The sequence below is a fragment of the Streptomyces sp. NPDC026301 genome, from assembly GCF_055567935.1.
This window is the reverse complement of record NZ_JBVHPN010000007.1, coordinates 187,174-207,613: the sequence shown is the minus strand read 5'-3', so window position 1 is coordinate 207,613 and position 20,440 is coordinate 187,174. Positions and strand designations below refer to the sequence as shown.

General features: G+C 68.8%; 18 protein-coding genes and 1 pseudogene. 12 read left to right on the top strand and 7 right to left on the bottom strand.

Annotation, left to right across the window (positions count from 1 at the left end; genetic code table 11):
- Nucleotides 1-28 precede the first annotated feature (28 nt).
- Complete coding sequence (locus ACZ4MH_RS14415) at nucleotides 29-910, top strand: helix-turn-helix transcriptional regulator (RefSeq protein WP_351586040.1); 882 nt, start codon at nucleotides 29-31, stop codon at nucleotides 908-910.
- A 30-nt stretch (nucleotides 911-940) separates the two neighbouring features.
- On the opposite strand, the gene ACZ4MH_RS14410 is transcribed toward ACZ4MH_RS14415, so the two are convergent.
- The 3 genes from ACZ4MH_RS14410 to ACZ4MH_RS14400 form a co-directional block, all read right to left on the bottom strand.
- Entirely contained in the window at nucleotides 941-1,261 is a 321-nt protein-coding gene (locus ACZ4MH_RS14410; RefSeq protein ID WP_467754515.1) for an MmyB family transcriptional regulator, read from the bottom strand.
- 301 nt (nucleotides 1,262-1,562) lie between these two features.
- Nucleotides 1,563-4,532 carry a glycosyl hydrolase gene (locus tag ACZ4MH_RS14405; protein WP_351586036.1) on the bottom strand — a complete coding sequence of 990 codons (2,970 nt, stop codon included), beginning with the start codon at nucleotides 4,530-4,532 and terminating at the stop codon, nucleotides 1,563-1,565.
- Between the two features lie 393 nt (nucleotides 4,533-4,925).
- On the bottom strand, nucleotides 4,926-6,365 hold the full coding sequence (locus ACZ4MH_RS14400) for an MFS transporter (protein ID WP_351586034.1): 1,440 nt from the start codon (nucleotides 6,363-6,365) through the stop codon (nucleotides 4,926-4,928).
- 263 nt (nucleotides 6,366-6,628) lie between these two features.
- On the opposite strand from ACZ4MH_RS14400, the gene ACZ4MH_RS14395 reads away from it, so the two are divergent.
- From ACZ4MH_RS14395 to ACZ4MH_RS14370, 6 genes are all read left to right on the top strand, one after another.
- On the top strand, nucleotides 6,629-8,200 hold the full coding sequence (locus ACZ4MH_RS14395) for a GMC oxidoreductase (RefSeq protein WP_351586032.1): 1,572 nt from the start codon (nucleotides 6,629-6,631) through the stop codon (nucleotides 8,198-8,200).
- A gap of 36 nt (nucleotides 8,201-8,236) precedes the next feature.
- Nucleotides 8,237-8,635: a C-glycoside deglycosidase beta subunit domain-containing protein gene (locus tag ACZ4MH_RS14390; protein WP_351586030.1), complete on the top strand. Its 399-nt coding sequence runs from the start codon at nucleotides 8,237-8,239 to the stop codon at nucleotides 8,633-8,635.
- Entirely contained in the window at nucleotides 8,632-9,534 is a 903-nt protein-coding gene (locus ACZ4MH_RS14385) for a sugar phosphate isomerase/epimerase family protein (protein WP_351586028.1), read from the top strand. Before ACZ4MH_RS14390 ends, ACZ4MH_RS14385 begins: the two co-directional genes overlap by 4 nt.
- Before the next feature lie 41 nt (nucleotides 9,535-9,575).
- A complete protein-coding gene (locus ACZ4MH_RS14380; protein WP_351586026.1) occupies nucleotides 9,576-10,688 on the top strand; it encodes a Gfo/Idh/MocA family protein in 1,113 nt (370 codons plus the stop codon).
- Complete coding sequence (locus ACZ4MH_RS14375; protein ID WP_351586024.1) at nucleotides 10,685-11,713, top strand: sugar phosphate isomerase/epimerase family protein; 1,029 nt, start codon at nucleotides 10,685-10,687, stop codon at nucleotides 11,711-11,713. Before ACZ4MH_RS14380 ends, ACZ4MH_RS14375 begins: the two co-directional genes overlap by 4 nt.
- Nucleotides 11,714-12,015: 302 nt before the next feature.
- Nucleotides 12,016-13,281, top strand: coding sequence for an ROK family protein (locus ACZ4MH_RS14370; RefSeq protein WP_351586022.1), 1,266 nt, complete (start codon nucleotides 12,016-12,018; stop codon nucleotides 13,279-13,281).
- A 286-nt stretch (nucleotides 13,282-13,567) separates the two neighbouring features.
- Here the strand turns inward: ACZ4MH_RS14370 and ACZ4MH_RS14365 are convergent, their stop codons facing one another.
- Entirely contained in the window at nucleotides 13,568-14,230 is a 663-nt protein-coding gene (locus ACZ4MH_RS14365; RefSeq protein WP_351586020.1) for a GntR family transcriptional regulator, read from the bottom strand.
- A gap of 128 nt (nucleotides 14,231-14,358) precedes the next feature.
- Here ACZ4MH_RS14365 and ACZ4MH_RS14360 point away from each other — a divergent pair, with 128 nt between their 5' ends.
- From ACZ4MH_RS14360 to ACZ4MH_RS14340, 5 genes and pseudogenes are all read left to right on the top strand, one after another.
- Nucleotides 14,359-14,790, top strand: coding sequence for a VOC family protein (locus ACZ4MH_RS14360; RefSeq protein WP_351586018.1), 432 nt, complete (start codon nucleotides 14,359-14,361; stop codon nucleotides 14,788-14,790).
- 48 nt (nucleotides 14,791-14,838) lie between these two features.
- Nucleotides 14,839-15,492, top strand: coding sequence for an NAD(P)H-binding protein (locus tag ACZ4MH_RS14355; RefSeq protein ID WP_351586016.1), 654 nt, complete (start codon nucleotides 14,839-14,841; stop codon nucleotides 15,490-15,492).
- Between the two features lie 49 nt (nucleotides 15,493-15,541).
- Nucleotides 15,542-15,943: a RidA family protein gene (locus tag ACZ4MH_RS14350; RefSeq protein ID WP_351586014.1), complete on the top strand. Its 402-nt coding sequence runs from the start codon at nucleotides 15,542-15,544 to the stop codon at nucleotides 15,941-15,943.
- A gap of 2 nt (nucleotides 15,944-15,945) precedes the next feature.
- Nucleotides 15,946-16,613 (top strand): annotated as a pseudogene (locus tag ACZ4MH_RS14345) (SDR family oxidoreductase).
- 82 nt (nucleotides 16,614-16,695) lie between these two features.
- On the top strand, nucleotides 16,696-17,805 hold the full coding sequence (locus ACZ4MH_RS14340) for an NADH:flavin oxidoreductase/NADH oxidase (RefSeq protein WP_351586011.1): 1,110 nt from the start codon (nucleotides 16,696-16,698) through the stop codon (nucleotides 17,803-17,805).
- 95 nt (nucleotides 17,806-17,900) lie between these two features.
- On the opposite strand, the gene ACZ4MH_RS14335 is transcribed toward ACZ4MH_RS14340, so the two are convergent.
- The 3 genes from ACZ4MH_RS14335 to ACZ4MH_RS14325 are packed head-to-tail and all read right to left on the bottom strand — an operon-like array spanning nucleotide 17,901 to nucleotide 20,434.
- The gene (locus tag ACZ4MH_RS14335; protein ID WP_467754514.1) at nucleotides 17,901-18,917 is read right to left on the bottom strand and encodes a hypothetical protein; all 1,017 of its coding nucleotides are present in this window, start codon (nucleotides 18,915-18,917) and stop codon (nucleotides 17,901-17,903) included.
- Nucleotides 18,860-19,300 (bottom strand): Tn3 family transposase, encoded by a 441-nt coding sequence (locus ACZ4MH_RS14330; protein ID WP_351586009.1) that lies wholly within the window; start codon nucleotides 19,298-19,300, stop codon nucleotides 18,860-18,862. The genes ACZ4MH_RS14335 and ACZ4MH_RS14330 overlap by 58 nt, the downstream gene beginning before the upstream one ends.
- Nucleotides 19,301-19,309: 9 nt before the next feature.
- Nucleotides 19,310-20,434, bottom strand: coding sequence for a hypothetical protein (locus ACZ4MH_RS14325; RefSeq protein ID WP_351586007.1), 1,125 nt, complete (start codon nucleotides 20,432-20,434; stop codon nucleotides 19,310-19,312).
- Nucleotides 20,435-20,440 lie beyond the last annotated feature (6 nt).

Sequence of the window (20,440 nt, the reverse complement as noted above, 5' to 3'; positions counted from 1 at the left end):
CTGCTCCACCGCGCCTAGCCTGGACGGCATGGACACCGCCCACGAGATCCGCGAGTTCCTCGCCACCCGCCGCGCCAAGATCACCCCGCAGCAGGCCGGGCTGCCCGCCTTCGGCGGCGGCAACCGCCGCGTCCCCGGGCTGCGCCGGGAGGAAGTCGCCCTGCTCGCCGGTGTCAGCATCGACTACTACACCCGCCTGGAACGCGGCCGGCTCGCGGGCGCCTCGGAGGAAGTCCTCGACGCCCTCAGCCGAGCCCTCCAGCTCGACGAGGCCGAACGCGCCCACCTCCACGACCTGGCCGCCGCCCAGCGCCACCGCCCGGCCCGCCGCACCCCGCGCAGGACCAAGACCCCCGTTCCCGCCAGCCTCACCCGCATCCTGCACTCCATGACCGACGCCCCGGCCTTCATCCGCAACGGACGCCTCGACATCCTCGCGGTCAACCCGCTCGGCCGCGCCCTCTACGCCCCCCTTTTCACCAGCCAGGCACGCCCCGTGAACATCGCCCGCTTCCAGTTCCTCGACCCCACCAGCCGCGACTTCTTCCCCGACTGGAACGCCGCCGTCAACACCACCGTCTCGCTGCTGCGCACCGAAGCCGGCCGCGCCCCGGGCGACGCCGAGCTGACCGGACTGATCGGCGAGCTGGTCACCCGCAGCGACGAGTTCCGCACGGCCTGGGCGAAACACAACGTGCGCCTGCACCACACCGGCCGCAAACCCTTCCGCCACCCGGTGATCGGCGAGATCACCCTCGACTTCGACGCCATGGAACTGCCCGCACAGCCCGGCCTCACCCTGACCGCCTACAGCGCCGAACCCGGTACACCCGAGCACGACGCCCTGCGCCTGCTCGCCTCCTGGGCCGCTACTGACCAGGAACACAAGGACGACCCAGCCCGCTCCTGACGTGCTCAGGGCCCGCCCAAAACCAGCAGGTCAGCTCACAGCTGTGGGCACAGCCAGCGTGGGATGCGCATCGTCCCCGTCGGACAGCAGCCGCACGCGGCGCGCCGACTCGCTGACGGGCTCGGCTGTCACCGACAGCATCAGGTCCGGCCGCCCCGGGAGCGCTGGGGGCTCGAACGGGAGACTCAGCCGCCGCGCCGCAGGATGCTCGCACCCCTTCACTCCCCTCCGGTGCAGCCTCACCTCGTGATCGCGCCAGCACCCGCCAAACGGCTCGCCGACCGCCGACGACTCCTCCACCGACTCGTTCATCGCCTGGTCATCCAGCACCGTCCCGACGCCCGTCCGCAACAGCGGCGACGGTGTTACGGACCGGATCGCCCCAGTCGGGCTGGCGGTGTAGAGGCCGGGGAGGTAGACGGGGTTGCGGTGGGGATCGACCGGGCCCTTGGTGCATGATGACCAGGCACCGCGCCTCGGCGACTGGATCAGGCGCGGCCGCTGATCGCAACATGCCCCGGCCGCTGTCGGTTGTGCACCACTGAGCCCGCCGCCCGTGGAGAGCTTCCGCGGGCGGCGGGCTAGTGCGGCTACCGGCTCTGCAGCTGGTGCTGTCTGGCCTACCGCGGTTCAGCGAACGCTTCTGCGGTGCTCACCGCGAGCGCATGCGGGACGTCGTAGATGGTGCGACCTTCACTCTGGCGTAGGGCAGCAGCCTGACCGGGCCGAGCAGCCCGTAGGGCTGTGTACTGGGGTACTTCGCGTAGAGCGCAAGGTTTTCCGCGCTGCTCTGGCGGGCGACTCTTACTAGTTCGTTTCGCAGGGTGGTCGTCAGGTCCACGGTCAGGTGGTTGGTTCCCGGCCGCAGCAGTTCCGTCACATCCATTGATGTCGGCAGGATGCCAGGGGTCACCAGGGAGCCGTTCACTTGGACCTGGATCGAACCGTGGACCTCACCGAGTTCGAGACGAACGCCGCGGGACGCCTCAAGCCAGGTTCCCGGTATGTGCACCGCCGCGGTATATCTTCCCCGGCCGGACACCGACGCGAGAGCCTCGATCTCGCGCCAGTCCTTGAGAGTGTCCAGGCGGACCCCGTGGACGACGGTGCCGTGAGGGGCGGCTTCCTCGACCCGCAGGTGCCAGGATTCGGGGCTGCGCGCATCGGGAAGTGCAGGGACCGTGAACGATCTGGCGCTGCCGTCGCTGAGACGGACGTGCCGCGCTCCCGGGGAGGTCTCTCGTGCCTCGAGCTGGCCATGCTCTGTTGCGAAGAGGTGGGCTGAACCGTCCACCGCGTGCAGGTATGACGCCCCACCGAACATGAGCATGAGTGTCTCGCCCGGTTCCAGGGTCAGCGTCATCCGGGTACGGCCCTGGTCCTGGCTGTACTGAGCACAATCGGTTGTCTTGCCGGTCCACAGATCGATCACCTGTGGAGCGCCCGCGTCGACCGCGAAGGATGCGGTGAAGGACTCGCTGTTCTGCCCGGCGTTCCACAGGTAGAACAGCTCGGTGTCGCCGAGATCGCGCCGTTGGGAGTACACCGGCACCTGACGGTCCCAGGCGGCGGCCGGGCGTATCTTGAGAGAGTTCAGGGCGGCAAGGACATCGGACGGTTCGGCCGCCCGGAGGGCGCGTCCCGACCGCATGATCTGCCGGACGGACTCCCGGACCACGTGGTCCTCGGTCCCGGCGTCGGTGTTCCCGGTTCCGCGTTGCGGCAGGGAGCCGACGAACACCACGGCGAGACCGCGACGGACATGGCGAAGAAGAGCTTGTGCGACGTTGCCTGGCAATGCACGCTCGTCGACAATCAGTGCGCGGTAGCGAGGGCCCTGCGGGTAGAGCATCCCGTTGCCCTGCGCTGCGGCATCGGTGATTCCCAGAGGGTCGATGAACTCGAGGGAGTAGCCGGCGTTCTCGATTGCGACGGAGTCGAAGAACGCGGTTGGCCGCTCGGCCTTGGCAAGGTCTTCCTCGGAGGCGTCGCCCAGTACGAACTGCTGCCAGCCTGCGCGGGCTGCGGTGGTGAGGAAGCCGTCGCGGTAGACGGCGAGGTCGACACGGGCCCGGCCCAGTTCCAGCAGGAGAGCTCCGCGGGCCCAGTAGTTCGCCAGGGGCTTCCACATGTCCCATTGCGGAAACGTGCGGTGGTTCCAGCTCTCCGAGGTCAGACCGCCGAACCTGTCCCACCCTGGCCACGGTGAGTCGGGGCTCTGGTGCCCGTAGCCGTGGATGACCGGGCGGGTGATGCCGCAGGCCCATGCCTTGTCCACGAAATTCTTGTAGTCGCTCAGCCATTCCTTGTTCGCACGCAGCATCTCGGCGCCGGTCTCCAGAGATACCTGGTTGCCGCCGCCCTGGTGCGAGCCGCCGGCGAGCGAGCGGTAGTGGTCCAGGGTGAAGGCGAGGTTCTCGTTGTTCAGTGGCCAGAAGTCACCGGCGTTCAGGGTCTCGTCATCGACTACACCGCCCGAGCGCGCCAATTCCCGTGCGCTTCTGATGGCGTCGAAGGTGTTGCCGAAAGCGACCTGGCTGCGAAAGCGCATGCCCAGTGTCGAAGCCCATCGCTGCAGGGGCAGGAGGTGCTGGTGGACGTAGAGGTCCGTCAGCGTCCGGTAGAAGTCGCGACGGACGCGCTCGCCCGCTTCCTGTGGCAGGTCGAAGTCGGGTCGCGGTAGAGGGTCCGGCACCCAGTAGCCGTCCCTGCCCTGGACGAACACCAACGGCAGGTACGGTACGAGGTCGTAACCGCGGCGAGCCTGGAACTCCTCGAGCAGTTTCCAGGTCCAGAACAGGGTCGTCTCACATTCGAGGGAGTCCTCGAAGAAGTGGTTCCCGACCGACCGGAGCGCTGCGAGGTTCTCCCTGCCGATCTGTTCGCGCTCGATGTAGTCGGTGACAGCGGCGACGCTCTCGGCATTGAGCACGTCACTGATGTCCTGGGCGGAGTTGCGTTGCCAGAAGGCGAACAGCACGTGTGGGCCGGTCGGCGCGGTCCAGTCGAGGACGCCGTCTCGTACCAGAGCGGTCAGGTCGACAAGGCTGTCGGGATCGAGCACCGTGGTGGATGCCGGCGGAGTGCCGACCTCGGTGACGGCCGGTCCTGGGCTCAGCACCCGGGCGGCGGTGACGGCGATCAGCTTCGCGTTGCGGGTGGTGCCCGCGTCGTCCAGGGGCCTTGGGACAGGGCCATGGAACCGGCCTTCGCCTTCGAGGTCGTGGCGGCCGTAGATCAGCTCCTGCTGGGACAGCCGGTTCTTCGAGGTGTTGGGGGTTGTCACGGGCCAGGCCGCCCCCAGCGTCAAGTCGACCTTGATTCCGGCACGCTCAGCGTGCTGCAGTACCGTCCGCAGCGTCTGCCGCTGGCTCGGTGTGGCCCATCCTTCCTCGTTGAAGGCGATCTCCACGGTTCCGAAGCCCGCGTCGGCAAAGGCCGCCACCTCCTCTTCGAAGCCTTCCTTCCCGTAGGGCGGAGCCCACCACCAGCGGAACTTGGGGCGGACCGCCGCGGGTGATGCGGCCAGGTCTCGGCGAAGGCCCTTGGTGACGGGCAACGTTTTACGCGGCGCCGCGGCGTGGGCCGTAGTTCCTGGCAGCAGCTGTGCGCTGAGGTTCATCACTGCGCTTCCGGCTGCCCAGCGGAGCATTCGGCGTCGAGACAGAGGTGTACTCACAGCGGCTTCTCCTGGAGAGGTCGAGGTGGGACGGGGGGCGAGGCACTGCCAGGGACCGCCCGTCTCGCACGTCATCTGAAGTCAAGGTCGCCTGTGCAGGCGGTCGTACGCCGGCGAGGTCGCTCGTTGCCAGGGCCAAGAGTTTCGAGTGGCAGCCGCCGAACCGGAGCCGGAGGCGAGGGAGGCCTCACAGGTGGTTGCTGCTCGCCCGGTGTCGAAGCTGTGACCGGTGGTGGGGCCGGCCTGTCGGCTGCGGCCGGTGAGCTTCTCATGCCGGTCGCCGGGCGCATACCAGCCGGTGGCCGCACGGCGGTCCAACGGGGTGGGCTGTCAGTACTACCGCTTCTTGCGGAGGTGGAGGTCGGCCTTGATGCCGGGCAGTTTCGCCTCCAGGCGGTACGTCGCGATCACTGCGGCCTGCAGGGCTGCGATCAGAGCGGGCAGGCCGATGAAGAGCAGGCCGATGCCCTCGCTCACCTGTGGGGTGACCGCGTCGGGCCGGTAGTCGATACCCGCCAAGCCCCAGGCAAGACAGGCCGAACCCAGTGCGGCACCGATCTTGGTGCTCATGCTGTAGCCGGCGAACAACAGGCCCTCGTCGCGGCGACCGCTGCGCCATTCATGCCACTCAGTCGTGTCCGCCACGAGCGCGGGGACTGCGACGAATCCCAGCCCGCCGACGAGGTTGGCCACGAAAAAGACCACGGTGAAGGCAACGAGGTCATCGCGCAGGAAGAACAGGGGGACGGAGAGGGCGATGCAGGTGACGAGGCCCAGCAAGATCCCTCGGCGGTGCCCGAGCGCTCGAAGAACCCGCGCGGTGACCAGGGAACCGAGCACTGCGGACAAGGAGAAGGCCAGCAGAATGATCGAGACGGCTGCGGGCTTGTCCAGCACATGCAAGGCGAAGTACACGGCGCCGCCGGTGATGACGCCGAGCCGGGCGAAGGACAGGATGGAGAAGATGAACACGGTGAGCCACGGCGTGTTCCCGGCCAGGGCCTTGATCGAGTCCGTGATACCTGCCCGGTCCTCGACCACGGGCGCGGCGGGCACACGCTCTTTGACGAGGGAGAAGACGGCCCAGAACAGGACCATGCCGATCACCGCGTACAGGCCGGCCGTCCAGGCGAATCCCGACCGGGACGTCGACGAGCCGCCGAACAGGTTGATCAGCGGCTGGGTCGCCGTGGAGACCACGATCAGGCCGATGCCGACTCCGAACGAACGCATGCCGGCCAACTGCATCCGCGTTCCGGAATCGCGGGTCGTCATGGCCATGAGCGCGCCGTAGGGGACATTGACCAGCGAGTACGCCAGGCCGACGAGGACGAACGTCGCGTAGGCGTAGATCAGCGCGGCCGTGCCGCCGCCCCCTGGAGTGAGGAACGTCAGCAGGGTCAGGACGCTGAGCAGCGGCGCCCCGACAAACAGGTAGGGCCTGGCGCGCCCCCACCGCGAGGCGGTGCGGTCCAGGACCAGTCCGACCGTCGGGTCGAAGAGGGCGTCGAGCAGGCGCGCGATCAGCATCAGAGTGCCCGCAGCCCCGGCCACGATCCCGGCGACGTCGGTGTAGAAGAAGAGCAAGTAGCTGGAGATCGTGGTCCATGTCAGGTTGGACGCCACGTCGCCCAGCACGAAAGCCGCTCGTTCACTCCGGCGTACGGCCCGCGGGTCATCCGCTGGGTCGAGCGGTACAACGGCGGTGCCGCCTTCAGCGGCCGACTTCGGTCCTAGCGGGCCCTTGCCCGGCGCGCCGGGCTGCCTGGTGCTCATCGTCGAGTCCTCACGTCAGCGTCATTGCCTGGACGGCTTCTGGCGCATCTTGTGACCTGACGGAACCTAAGTCAATGCTCTGAACAAGACCTCTGTAGCGCCTTCTTTTCCTGTTCGAGAACCCAACGGGTTGTCTTTGGTGCCACAGGCACCTAAGTTGAGCATCGGTCGAGCACGCGGCGCGGAAGTGTGTCTGCTGCGTCGACGTAACCGTTTCTGAGAACAGGTGCCCGCACGTCATGCGGCGCCCGAGGAGGCCCCGGATGCCCCGTTCCGCCAATACCGCCGAGAGCACCGCCTCCGAGGGGGGAGCCAGGTTTCCTGACGAGGTCGATGTGGCGATCGTCGGCAGCGGTCCGGCGGGGGCCGCCTACGCCCGGGTGCTCAGCGAACTAGCCCCCCAGCTGACAGTTGCCGCCTTCGAGGTGGGACCGCTGATCAGCGATCCGCCGGGCGCCCATGTGAAGAACATCGAGGACGCCGAGCGGCGGGCGGCGGCGCAGCGCGCCTCCGAGGGCCCACACCCGTTCGTCGAGGCCCAGTCGACCGACACGATGGATGGCTACGCCAGCGACCAGCGAAGGCTGCAGCGTCCGGGCACCTTCCTGCTGGAGGAGGGGTGGCAGCAGGACGGCGAGGACGGATTGCCGGCCGCCGCGATGTCCAGCAACGTGGGCGGAATGGGGGCGCACTGGACGGGGGCGTGCCCCCGCCCGGGAGACAGCGAGATCATTCCTTTCCTGCCAGAGCTGTCCGCCCTGCTGGACGAGGCCGAGCGGCTGCTCGGCGTCACGGGCAAGGTGCTGGCGGATGCCCCGTTCGCCAACACGGTCCGCAAACGGCTCTCGGTCGCCCTCGACCACGACCGCGCCGGCGACCGGCAAGTACAGCCAATGCCGATTGCCGTGCAGCGCACGCCCGACGGACGGCTCCTGTGGTGCGGTGCGGACGTGGTATTCGGCGACGCCACCCGGGCCAATCCCCGCTTCTCGCTGTTCGCCGAAGCGCTGGTGACCCGTGTCCTGCTCGCCGAGGAGGGGACGGCCGTACGCGGGGTGCGGGTCCGTGACCAGCGCACGGGCACTGACCACGACATTGCGGCGCGCTACGTCGTGGTGGCCGGCGACAGTCTGCGTACTCCGCAGCTGCTGCACGCATCCGAAGTACGCCCCGCCGCTCTGGGCCGCTACCTCAACGACCAGCCCCAGATCGTGTACGCCGTACGGATGCGCGATCTGCCCGACCGCCCCACGACACAGGACGATGGCGGGGGCGTCACGGCCAGCAGTGGCGTCACCTGGGTGCCCTTCACCGACAGCCACCCCTTCCACGGCCAGGTCATGCAGCTCGATGCCTCACCGGTTCCCCTGGCCGACGAGAACCTGGTGCCCGGATCGGTGGTCGGGCTCGGCTGGTTCTGCGCCAAGGACCTCCGGGCGGAAGACCGGGTCGCCTTCCGGGACGACGAGCCGGACGGGTACGGCATGCCCGCGATGGAAATCCACTACCGGCTCACCGAGGCGGACCACGCCGCCATCGCGGACGCCCGAACGGAGATCCTGCGTGCTGCGGCCGCCCTCGGCGAGCCGCTCGACGACACCCCGCCCCTGATCTTCCCGGCGGGCGCCTCGCTGCACTACCAGGGCACCGTCAGGATGGGCGCCACCGATGACGGCACCTCGGTCTGCGATCCGACCAGCCAGGTGTGGGGGGTGCGTGGCCTGTTCGTGGCAGGCAACGGTGTCATCCCCACCGCCACGGCCTGCAATCCCACGCTGACCGCGGTCGCCCTTGCCATCGGCGGCGCACGCAGCATCGCCGATGCCGAACGCTGACTCCTCTCATCCCTTCCCCTTCCACCGGAGGACCCCATGTTGGACCGGGACATCATCCAAAACCGCGGCGTGCGCAACGTCGTCGCCGACGGAGAGACCATCGGGTTCCAGTTCCGACTCCGTATGCCCAACTATCGCGGCCTGTGGGGCAGCCTCATCGAGGGCGTCGAGGTTCGGGTCGGCGATCTCGTCTGGGACCGGGAGACACCCCGGTGGACCTTGCAGGGCCGTGACTTCACCTGCGCCGAACTGCGCACCTCGACCGATGTGCGCTGGCAGCTCGACGAGCCGGCCACGATCACCGTCCCGCACCCCGGCGGCCTGCCCGCGGGTGTGCACCTGCTGGAGGTCGACATCGCCCTCCAGGCCCCGTACATCCCGGCCGAGTTCCAGCCTTCGGTCTTCCACGCCGAGCGAAAGGTCACCCTCCTGTGACAAGCGGGCACGACACCCTGAAGTACGGCGTCTCCCTGTACAGCTACACCGGAGACATGTACACCCTGCTCACCCTCGACGACGCCATGGCCGAGATCGCCGACCTCGGCGCGAGTGGCATCGAGATCCTCGGCGAGGGGAACATCAGCGGCTATCCCACGCCGAGCACACAATGGATCGACGACTGGCACGCCGGCCTGGAACGCCACCAGCTGACCGCCACCAACTACGGCTCCTGGATCGACTCGCGGATGTGGCAGGACCGCGACCTGACCGTCGACGAGGGGGTCACCATCCTGCGCCGGGACCTGGACCTGGCCTCGACCCTCGGCTTCACCACCCTGCGCCCCAAGATCGGCGTGGTCTCGATGGAGCTCAAGCCGCATCCCATCTGGGAAAAGGTCATCGAACGCGTCCTGGACCGTGCTGCCGAACTCGGCGTCGTCATCTGCCCCGAAATTCATGCGCCGACCCCGATCAGGCACGAGGTCGTCGACGACTACCTCGCGTTCATCGAACGCACAGGGACCGACCATTTCCGGCTGCTGATCGACACCGGCATCTTCCAGCGCGCCGCGACCGACGCGCACCACGCGGGGCTCGACGAGGAGGCCCAGGAGGCCGGTTGGCGCCGACCGCTGGCCGTACCGATGGCCGATCTGGTGGCGGTACTGCCGTATGTCGCCTTCATCCAGGCGAAGTTCTTCGACATCACCGACGAACTCAGCGACCCGCACATCCCGTGGCAGGAGATCATCACGACACTCGTCGAGCACGGCTACACCGGCTACCTCTCCAGTGAGTACGAGGGCGATCGCGTCCCCTACCGCTCGCTCGAACAGGTCCGCCGCCAGCATGCCCTGCTGAGGTCCCTGGAGAACGACGCTCGCAGGCGCTGACGTCCGCCCGCCCCGAACAGCCACACGAGAAGCGAGGTCTCATGCGCACAGTGCGCGCTGCCGTCGTCGGAACCGGCTTCATGGGAGCAGTTCACTCGCGTTCGATCATCGCCGCCGGCGGTGACCTGGTCGCCGTCGTCGGCTCCAGCCCGCAGAAGGGGCGAGCAGGTGCCGAAGCGTTCGGGGCAGCGTCGGGTCTCGGCTCCCTGGACGCCGCGTTCGAGTCGGGAGTGGATGTCGTGCACGTCTGCACGCCCAACGCCCTTCACGCCGACTTCGTCCGGGCGGCGTTGAAGGCGGGATGCTCCGTGGTGTGCGAGAAGCCACTCGCCACGGACGCGGCCACCGCGGCCGCCCTGACAACCCTGGCCGCCCAAAGCGGACTGATCGCCACCGTGCCGTTCGTCTACCGCTACTACGCCTCCGTCCAGGAAGCGCGGGCACGGATCCAGGCCCCGGGCGCGACACCACCCTGGCTGCTGCACGGCAGCTATCTGCAGGACTGGCTGGCAGACCCGGGCGCCACGAACTGGCGGGTCGAGGCGCACGTCGGCGGACCCAGCCGCGCGTTCGCCGACATCGGCGTCCACTGGTGCGACCTGGCGGAATTCGTCACCGGCCAGCGCATCGTCCGCGTGAACGCCCAGTTCGGCCGTTCCGCATCGGCCCGGCCCGGTCCCGACGGCGCTCTCGTTCCGGTCACCACCGAGGACGGTGCGACCGTCACCTTCACCACTGACACCGGCGCTCTGGGCAGTGTCGTGATCAGCCAGGCGAGCGCTGGCCGCAAGAACGCCCTGTCCTTCTCCTTCGACGGGCCGGACGCCAGCTACGGATTCCGGCAGGAAACCCCGGAGACTCTCTGGATCGGCGGCCGGGAAGCGAACCGGACGGTGGCCCGCGATCCAGGACGCCCCGGATACCCGCCTGCTCCACGGGGAGCGCTGCCCGCGGGCCACCCCCAGGGCTACTACGAGTGCTTCACCGACTTCATCGCCGACACCTACGCCGCGCTCCGTGGAGAGTCCGTCGACCGGCTTCCCCGCTTCGCCGACGGCCTGCGCGCCGCCCGGATCACCGAGGCAGTCCTGGCCTCGGCCGCCTCCGGAACCTGGATCGAAGTTCCGACCGACCACCAGGAGCAGATGACATGACGACCTCACAGCAACCAGTCTCCCGCCAGCCCGTCACCCTGTTCACCGGGCAGTGGGCAGACCTCCCCTTCGAGACGGTCGCCCGGATGGCAAGCGAGTGGGGCTACGACGGTCTGGAAATCGCCGCGTCCGGCGACCACCTCGACCTGGAACGCGCCGAGGCCGACCCCTCTTACCTGCAGAGCAGGCTCGACATCCTGGACAAGCACGGCCTGCGCTGCTGGGCGATCTCGCACCACCTCACCGGCCAGGCCGTCTGCGACGACCCCATCGACTTCCGTCACAAAGCGATCCTGCGGCCGAGCACCTGGGGCAACGGAGAGCCGGAAGGCGTACGGCAGCGTGCCGCGCAGGATATGAAGCGCGCAGCCCGGGTGGCCCGCAGACTCGGTGCGGACGTCGTCGTCGGCTTCACCGGCTCGAAGATCTGGCCCTACGTCGCCATGTTCCCGCCCGTCCCCCCGTCGGTGATCGACGACGGCTACGCCGATTTCGCCCGTCGCTGGAACCCGATCCTCGACGTCTTCGACGACGAAGGGGTCCGCTTCGCCCACGAAGTGCACCCCGCAGAAATCGCCTACGACCACTGGACCAGCGTCCGCGCCCTGGAAGCCATCGGCCATCGTCCGACTTTCGGATTCAATTGGGATCCTTCGCACATGCTGTGGCAGGGCATCGACACCGTCGGGTTCATCAACGACTTCGCCGACCGCATCTACCACGTCGACTGCAAAGACACCCGTGTCCGACCCGCCACCGGCCGGTCCGGAGTCCTCGGATCCCACCTGCCATGGGGCGACCCGCGGCGGGGCTGGGACTTCGTCTCCGCCGGGCACGGCGACGTCCCCTGGGAGGACGCCTTCCGCGCCCTCGCCTCGATCGGCTACACCGGCCCCGTCTCCGTGGAGTGGGAAGATGCCGGAATGGACCGGATGCGCGGAGCCGCCGAGGCCGTCCAGCACGTCCGGTCCTTGTTGTGGCAGTTGCCCACGGCCTCCTTCGACGCGGCTTTCGCCCACCAATGACAGTACTCGACGGGCCTTCGGCCGCAGGGCCGGACAGCACACCGGTCGGCGACAGAAACAGGTAGACGTTCACGGTCCGCGGACAACTACCCCGGCCATGCGGAGTACTCGGTCGGACCGGGAATGCTCTGGACCGTCGTCACCGTGGCCGCCGAGTCGGCGACGGCGCTCGGGCCGATACGGCCCTGTCGTAACATCCCGGTGAGAAGTAAACGTTGGAACGACGAACGGGGAAAGACATGGGCCGCCCGGTCCCGATCAGCACCGCTCCGCTCCCGGAGCAGGCAATCGGGATTCCCCTGGTGTCCGAGCCGCCCACGCAGGAAGCGACCTCACTTGCCACGATCATCGACCTCGTGCGCTCCGGCCGCGTCGCGACCCGGCCGGAGCTGGTCACCGCGACCGGCCTCAGCCGCAAAGTAGTCACCCAACGCGTCGAGCAGGCACTCTCGCTCGGGCTCCTCGAAGTCGGTGAGCTGGCGCCCTCGTCCGGGGGTCGGCAGGCCCGCACGCTGCGCTTCGGATCCGGGGCAGGACACATCTACAGCGCCCTGGTCGGTGCGTCCGAGTTCACCGCCGCTGTCATGGACCTCTCGGGCACGATTGTCGCCTCCCATCACGAGGACTGGGCGGTCGAGACCGGCCCCGAACCCACCATGCGGCAGGTCCAGTCGGCGTTCGCCGCCCTTGCCCGAAAGACCGGGCTGGGCAGGCCTTGGGCGATCGGGGTCGGGGTGCCCGGGCCGGTGGAGTTCGCCTCCGGCCACCTTGTCGCTCCCCCCATCATGCCCGGCTGGGACGGCTTCAGCGTCAGGGCCTGGCTCCGCGAGCACTACGACGCGCCCGTCTGGGTGGACAACGACGTGAACCTCATGGCGCTGGGCGAATGGACGTCCGGAACGCCGCGCGACGAACGAGACATGCTCTTCATCAAGGTCGGCACAGGCATCGGGGCGGGCCTGGTCACCCGGGGACGCCTCCTCCGTGGGGACCGCGGTGCCGCCGGCGACATCGGCCACACCCACGTCGTCGACGATCCATCGGCGGTCTGCCGGTGCGGCCGAACCGGCTGCCTGGAGGCCGTCGCGAGCGGCTGGTCCATGCTCGAAGAGTCCGTCCGCCGGGTGGAGGAAAGTCCCTACCTCACCAAGGTGCTGGGCCGGACCGGAACCCTCACCCTCGGAGACGTCGGTGCCGCCGCAGTGGTTGCGGACAGCCTGGCCCTGGAAATGATCGACAAGAGGTCCCGCCTCGTCGCGGAGGTCATCGCCAATCTGGTCAACTTCTGCAATCCCGGAGTGCTCGTCCTTGGCGGTGGTGTACTTCGAACCGGAACCCGGTTCGTCGACGTCGTCTCCTCGGCGGTACACACGCGATGCAATCGCCTCGTCACTGCCGGCTTGACTGTCCGCGCCGCATCGCTCGACCATGCCGAAGGCGTCATCGGCGCTGGACTCCTGGCGCGCTCGGGCCTGTTTGCCACGACTCCACTGAGCCACTGGGTCGAAAGCGGCAGCCCGCTCGGTCACGCCACCACCCTCCAGCGACTCTCCGTCGACCTCGCCTGATTCGGCCTGTCGAAAGACATCGGGCCTTCGCCTGGATGCGGCAGCGGTCAGCCCACCCCGCTCCATCTGACGGGTCGGTCGACTGCTGGTCGGTCGACATCCGCTTGTAGACCGGATTGGCCATGCCACTCCCCGTGTCGGGGGTCGCATTCGACTCCAACTGTCAGCAAACCCTGTCATCAGCCACCATCGGATCTGCTTGGATCGGCGCCGCCGTCGGGCCCGGGAAAGTCCGGGTTCATTGGACGCCCGTCGCGCCTGTCGTTATTCGAACGCTTGCCGACACTCAGGCGGTGGTTCCGGCGAGCACGTCAACGGCGTGGCGACGGTGTGCTGCGAAGAGGTCGAGGGCGGTGTTGGTGTCCCGGGCGCGCAGTGCGGTGACGAGCCCGTGGTGCTCGCGCGGGATGCAGTCGAGGTAGCCGGCGGTGCTACGGCTGATCCGGGTCAGCAGGAACAGGTGGACCTGGCACCGTATGCCGTCCCAGGCGTCGGCGAGGCGCTGGTGTCCTGCGGCGGCGAACACCGCGTCGTGGAAGGCGATGTCCAGGCGCACCATTTCGTGCGCATCGCCGGCTCGATCCATCATGTCTGCCGTCTTCGCGATGGACGTCAGGTCCTCGTCCGAGGCGTGGGCGATCACCTGGCGGACGGCGAGGTCCTCCAGTGCGCCACGCAGGCTGTCGAGCTCGGCCACGTCCTCGGCGGACAGCGTCGTCACCGTCGTGCCCCGGTGCCAGGCACAGTGCACCAGGCCCTCGCGCTCCAGCAGCCGCAGCGCCTCGCGCACCGGGCCGCGGCTGACATCCATCTCGCTGGACAGCTCTACCTCGCGCAGCTGCTCGCCCGGGGCGTAGGCCCCGTTGAAGATGGCCTCGCGGATGCGGTCCGCGACCTCGTCGGCCAGACCCCGGCGGCGGGCCGGGGCTACCTTGCCCTGATCACCCATGCCCGAATTACACCTCCTCCACCAATGACCTAATGTTAACATTCAGACGTTGTCGTGATGTCAACATTAGGACAAGTCGAGCAGGATCGCTCACGGGCCGCTCCGCTCCCCGGCAGGAAGGCAGTGCCATGACCGTTCTCGTCCCCCCGATCCCCCGCTTTCACCTGGCCGTGCCGGTCGACGACCTGGCCGCCGCGCGTCGCTTCTACGGCGACATCCTGGGCCTGGAGCAGGGCCGCAGCGCGGACACGTGGGTGGACTGGAATCTGCACGGCCACCAGTTCGTCACGCACCTCACGCCGGAGCGCGCGCAGCGCATACACAACCCGGTCGACGGCCACGACGTGCCCGTGCCGCACTTCGGTCTGGTCCTGACGGTCGATGCCTTCCAGGAGCTTGCCGAGCGGCTGCGGGCGGCGGGCACCGAGTTCGTCATCGAGCCGTACGTGCGTTTCGCGGGTCAGAAGGGCGAGCAGTGGACGATGTTCCTCCTCGACCCGGCCGGCAACGCACTGGAGTTCAAGGCGTTCGCCGACGACTCCCAGGTGTTCGCCGCCTGACCGGCGGCCGGCACCACCCACCCCACACGCGAAAGACGGGACGAGCTCATGAAGGTGTTCCAGATCGGCGCCGCCGGAGGAGTCGGCCGCCGCCTCACTCCACTCCTGACCCAACGCGGTGACGTCGTGACCGGCATGCACCGCAGGTCCGCTCAGGGCGAGACCGTACAGGCGGCCGGCGGGACTCCGGTGATCGGTGATCTCATCGCCGACTCGGTCGAGGACCTGGCCGGCAAGATGCGCGGCCATGACGCCGTGGTCTTCTCGGCCGGCGCACACGGCACCGGTCAGGACAAGACGACCCTGATCGACGGCCGTGGCCTGGAGAAGGCCGCCGATGCGGCCGCGCTGGCCGGGGTATCACGGTTCGTCCTCGTCTCGGTGTTCCCCGATGCACTGCGTGACGGGACGCGCAGTGAGGGCTTCGAGCACTACGTCAAGGTCAAGAAGACCGCCGACGTCTATCTGACACGCACCGACCTGGACTGGCTGATCGTCCGCCCCGGGACCCTCCTGGACACCCCCGGCACCGGCCGGGTCACCGCCGGTCCCGCCGTCGAGTACGGCGACGTGCACCGCGACGACGTCGCCGCGTTCCTCGACGCCGCCCTGCACGCACCGGCCCTCAGCCGCGTGATCGTCGAGCTCACCTCCGGCGACACGCCCGTCTCGGACGCCGTCACCCGCCTCGCGGCCGCCTGACCTCCCACTCCTGTCCGCAGTAACTGCACTACCAGCATGGAGAAGCACCATGACCGCCATCGATTCCTACAGCCACGGCGTCTCCGGCGAGAAGGAGTTCGGTTTCGCCCAGGCCATCAAGGTCGGCGACACCATCCACGTCTCCGGGCAGCTCTCCCACGACGAGGAGGGCAACTTCCTCTACCCGGACGACTTCGACGCCCAGCTGAAGCAGTCCTACGCCAACTTCGAAAAGGTGCTCGCCCACTACGGCGCCACCCGTAACCAGGTCGTCTCCGAAACCCAGTTCATCGTGGACCTGCCGAAGTACAACATGGCGATGGCCGCGGCGAACCTGGCCTACTTCGGCGACCACCGCCCCACCAGCTCCACCATCGGCGTCGCCTCGCTGTTCTTCCCGGGCCAGCTCATCGAGGTCAGCTTCGTCCTCGACACCCGCCTGCCGGCCTGATCATGAAGGTCGTCATCGCCGGAGGGCACGGCAAGATCGCCCTCCTCCTGGAGCAGCTCCTGTCCGAACGCGGCGATACGGTCACCGGCCTCATCCGCAACCCGGCCCAAGCCGAGGCGCTGGAGAAGGCCGGGGCCCAGGCCCGGCTCGTGGATCTGGAGAAGGCCACCAGCGACGAGGTCGCCCGGCATCTGACGGGTGCCGACGCAGTGGTGTTCGCCGCCGGAGCGGGCCCCGGGAGTTCGGTGGGCCGTAAGGACAGCGTGGACCGCGGCACGGCGATCCTGCTGGCGGACGCCGCCGAGAGTGCCGGTGTCGGACGCTATCTGCTGCTCTCCGCCATGGGCGCCGATCTGCGGGCCGTCGACGACGAAAGCCTCGACCCGGTCTTCCGCACCTATCTGCAGGCCAAACTCGCGGCCGAGAACGCCATCCGGTCCCGGACCGCGCTCCGGGCGACGATCGTCCGCCCCGGCCTGCTCAACGACACCCCGGCACCGGCCGGGTCACGCTCGCCGAGCGGACCGGCCCGGGCCCTATCTCCCGGGCCGATGTCGCAGCCGTCCTGCTGGCGCTGCTCGTCGAACCGCGGCTGACCGGCCGGACCGTCGAGGTCATCGGCGGCAGCACCCCCATCGCGGACGCCGTGGCAGCCCACGCCGCCCACTGAACCGCCCGCTCCGCGTCTCCCCTCATCTCCCCATCGACGGCGTTGTCCCGGCCGGCGATGCCCCACCCGAAAGAGAAACACCGTGAGTACTCTGTTCGCCCCCCTCAAGCTGCGCTCCCTCCAGATACCCAACCGGGTGTGGATGTCGCCGATGTGCATGTACTCCGCCGCCCCTGACGGGCCGGAGACCGGCGCGCCGACCGACTTCCACCTCACCCACCTGGCCTCACGCGCCGCCGGTGGCGCGGGCCTGGTCATGGCCGAGGCCACCGGGGTCCGCCCCGACGGGCGGATCAGCCCTTGGGACCTGGGCCTGTGGAACGACCGTCAGCAGGAAGCGTTCGCCCGCATCACTGCGGCCATCAAGGCGCACGGCGCCGTCCCGGCCATCCAGCTCGCCCACGCCGGCCGCAAGGCGTCAGTGGACAAGCCCTGGCTGTCCGACCGGTACGTGCCCCAGAGCGAGGGCGGCTGGCAGACGGTGGCGCCCAGCGCCATCGCGTACGACGGCCTGTCCGTCCCGCACGAGCTGACCGTCGCCGAGATCCAGCAGCTCGTAGCCGATTTCGCCGACTCCGCCAAGCGTGCCCTGGCCGCCGGCTTCCAGGTCGCCGAGGTGCACGGCGCCCACGGCTACCTGATCAACTCGTTCCTCTCCCCGGCCTCCAACCACCGCACCGACGCCTACGGCGGCAGCTTCGAGAACCGGATCCGCTTCGCCCTGGAGGTCGTCGACGCGGTGCGCGCCGTGTGGCCCGCCGAGCTGCCGGTCTTCTTCCGCACCTCCGCGACCGACTGGCTCACCGAGAACCCCGAGGACCCCCGCGAGGGCTGGACCGGCGAGGACACCGTCCGCCTCGCCAAGGAACTGACCGCCCGCGGCGTCGACCTGCTCGACGTGTCCACCGGCGGCATGGTCCGCGACGCCAAGATCGTCGCCGGGCCGAACTACCAGGTCCCCTTCGCCGCCCAGGCCCGCAACCAGGCCGGCATCCCCACCGCCGCCGTCGGCATCATCACCGAGCCGCAGCAGGCTGAGGACGTCATCGCCTCCGGCCAGGCCGACGCCGTCTTCCTCGGCCGTGAACTGCTGCGCAACCCGTACTGGGCACAGCACGCCGCCCTCGCACTCGATGCCGAGCCGACCTGGCCGGACCAGTACGCCTACGTCGTCAAGCGCCGCAAGCGCTGACCTCCCTTCCGCGTTTCCGCACCACCGGCCGTACCGCCCTTACCAGGGACAACGCGCCAAGCACCGCACAGGGAGATCTCCCCCATGAACCACCTTCAGGACAAGGTCGTCGTCATCACCGGCGCCTCCTCCGGCATCGGCGCCGTCAGCGCCAAGGAACTGGCCAGGATGGCCGCCGTGGACACCCCCTTCAGCCTCACTTCGCCCCCTCTGCCGACACGTTCTTCCTGCCTAGAGCGTGGTTGTACTCGTCGACCACAGCCGGATCGGAGACACGGGTGTAAAGACGAGTCGACTCCGGAGACGCGCGACCGAGTCGCTTCTGCACCGTCAGCTCCCACATCCCGCCCTCCCACATCCGTGTGGCGTGGGTGTGCCGCAGCGCGTGCGGGGTTACCGATGAGGAAGACCAGCGGCGTGTCCGTGTCGGTGGGTCGATCACCCATGACGTAGGCACTGACAGCGACCAGAGCCCCGGGCTCGTGCAGGTCGACCACCCGCTCGTAACGCGACTTCGACCGCGCGCCCTTGGGGTGGTCGTCGCGGTGGCGGACCACGACGCGGCGCCGACCGTAGGTGATGCCCTCCAGGTGCAGCCCAAGGGCCTCGCCGGGCCGCATCCCGCCTTGAAGCATCAGGGCCCGGTCGCGCACCGACCGCAACTCGGTGAGCAGGGCCTTGACCTGGGCATCGTCCAGCGGACGGGGCAGGGCCTGGACGGTCTTGACCCGCACCGCGCGGCGAACGGGCCGCTGACGGCTGGCCCGCCCCATGAACGGACGGTGCCGTTCGGACACCCGCTGCGAGGCCGGGTCCGGGCGCTTCTCGATCGGGTTCGCGCGGTCCAGCAGCCCGGCCAGGATGGCGAACTCGTAGAACGAGGAAACCGCCGCCAGGATCCGGTTCACCGTGGTCGCCGCGAGCTTCGTGGCCGGTCCGTCCGCGCCGATCGTCGCCACGGTAAGCACCATGCGGTTCCGGGGCCGCCGGAACGGCACCGAGCGCAGGTACTCCAGCAGCGGGATCGCATGCGGCGGGGCAAACACGTCCCAGGTCAGACCCCGCTGGCCGAGGAATCGCCACAGGTGGCGGAGGTCGTACGCGTACGACACGAGCGTGTTCGGAGAGCAGTTGCGAGCGGCCAGGAACCGCAAGAATCCCGAGACCACCTCGATCGGCTCACCATCGCCATCGAGCAGCTCGACCCGGTGAGAAGCATCCTCGCGACGCTGATGCAAAACCCGCACGGGTTGAAGTGCGTGAACAGCGCGATATAGGTGTCCGAGATGTGGTGGTAGGCGATCCCGCCCGCCTTGCCGTACCGCACCGAGGTCTCGGCGAGCAGGTTGTTGAGGTAGGTGTCCATGTGGGTGCCGTCCGCCGCCACGGCGGTGCCGTCGCCCCACGCCTGGGAGATGTCGAGGCGGGCGTACGCGTTGACCAGGTCGGCGACGGCACCGTTCAGCAGCGCGATGGAGAAGTGCCGGTTGGCCACGTACAACAGCTAATGCCCGGACACTCCGGGAATGTGCTTCGCCGCTTCGTACGGGCCCATGTTGGTGCCCTTGACGAACGTGGTCAGCACGTACCGGCCGAACGGGTCCTTCAGCTTCGGGGCGTTGCCCGAGGGCGGACCGAAGCGGCGCCACCACTCCACCCAGAGTGACGGGATACCGGTCTCCGGGTCGATGACCAGGCCCTCGTTGTCCGGATACCCGGCATCCGCCGCCGCGGCGGCGCCGCGCAGCTTGTCCTCCAGCTGCTGGCGGAAAGACGCCGCGTCGAAGGCACCGGCCTCGCCCTCCTCGCACAGCCCGACCTCCACCAGGTAGTCGGCCGGCTTCTCCTGGATGTCCTCCCACGCGAGCAGCTGCTCGGACCAGTCGGCGTACTCCTCCGAGCCGACTACCGCGACGTCCCCGGTGCGCAGTTCCTCGGCGAGGTGGGTGAAGACCATCGCCTCGAAGTGCTTGCGGACGAACCGGCCCGGCCGCGTCTTGTCGAGCACGGCCTTGCGCCAGTTCTGCGTGGCGAAGGAGATGTCGACGGTCTTGCCGTTCTCGCCGAGCGCGGTGACGTACTCGCCGCGGGCGCTCTCGTGCCGTATGGCGTGCGCGAGCGCGTCCAGCACCCGCCTGTCCTCGGACGTGGTGGTGAACTCCAGCTTCTCCGCCAGGTCGAAAGCTTCTCCGCCAGGTCGAACATCACCGACCGGTCCCGGCCGAGCTGCCCGTACAGCAACACCTGCCAGAGGTTGCCGTGATGCCCGGAGACCTTCTCGATCTGCTCGTACTGCCCCGCGAACCCGCCGAAGCCCTCCACCGCCTCGGTAACCGCCCCCAGGCCGCCGGCCTGCATCAGCTGAGCCTTTGCCAGGGCGAGCACGACCGGGGAGCCCCCCGCCCAGGCGCCGGGCGACCTCCTCCACCGGCGCCGCCTCGTCCAGCCCTTCCAGGGCCTTCACGGCCTCGGCGGTCATCGCCGCGGCCTTCGCCAACGCCTCCTGGGCGGGGCCGCCGTCGTCGAGGTTCTTGAGCACGGTGCAGTAGTTCCCGATCAGGGCCTCGACGATCCCCCGCTCGGCGAGCCGGCTCTCCTCCAACTCCTCCTTGGTCTTCTTGATCTTCATGGCGAC

Coding starts and splice junctions, on each gene's coding strand:
- ACZ4MH_RS14415 (WP_351586040.1), top strand. CDS start 29: ATGGACACCGCCCACGAGATCCGCGAGTTCCTCGCCACCCGCCGCGCC.
- ACZ4MH_RS14405 (WP_351586036.1), bottom strand. CDS start 4,532: ATGAACCTCAGCGCACAGCTGCTGCCAGGAACTACGGCCCACGCCGCG.
- ACZ4MH_RS14400 (WP_351586034.1), bottom strand. CDS start 6,365: ATGAGCACCAGGCAGCCCGGCGCGCCGGGCAAGGGCCCGCTAGGACCG.
- ACZ4MH_RS14395 (WP_351586032.1), top strand. CDS start 6,629: ATGCCCCGTTCCGCCAATACCGCCGAGAGCACCGCCTCCGAGGGGGGA.
- ACZ4MH_RS14390 (WP_351586030.1), top strand. CDS start 8,237: ATGTTGGACCGGGACATCATCCAAAACCGCGGCGTGCGCAACGTCGTC.
- ACZ4MH_RS14380 (WP_351586026.1), top strand. CDS start 9,576: ATGCGCACAGTGCGCGCTGCCGTCGTCGGAACCGGCTTCATGGGAGCA.
- ACZ4MH_RS14375 (WP_351586024.1), top strand. CDS start 10,685: ATGACGACCTCACAGCAACCAGTCTCCCGCCAGCCCGTCACCCTGTTC.
- ACZ4MH_RS14365 (WP_351586020.1), bottom strand. CDS start 14,230: ATGGGTGATCAGGGCAAGGTAGCCCCGGCCCGCCGCCGGGGTCTGGCC.
- ACZ4MH_RS14360 (WP_351586018.1), top strand. CDS start 14,359: ATGACCGTTCTCGTCCCCCCGATCCCCCGCTTTCACCTGGCCGTGCCG.
- ACZ4MH_RS14355 (WP_351586016.1), top strand. CDS start 14,839: ATGAAGGTGTTCCAGATCGGCGCCGCCGGAGGAGTCGGCCGCCGCCTC.
- ACZ4MH_RS14350 (WP_351586014.1), top strand. CDS start 15,542: ATGACCGCCATCGATTCCTACAGCCACGGCGTCTCCGGCGAGAAGGAG.
- ACZ4MH_RS14325 (WP_351586007.1), bottom strand. CDS start 20,434: ATGAAGATCAAGAAGACCAAGGAGGAGTTGGAGGAGAGCCGGCTCGCC.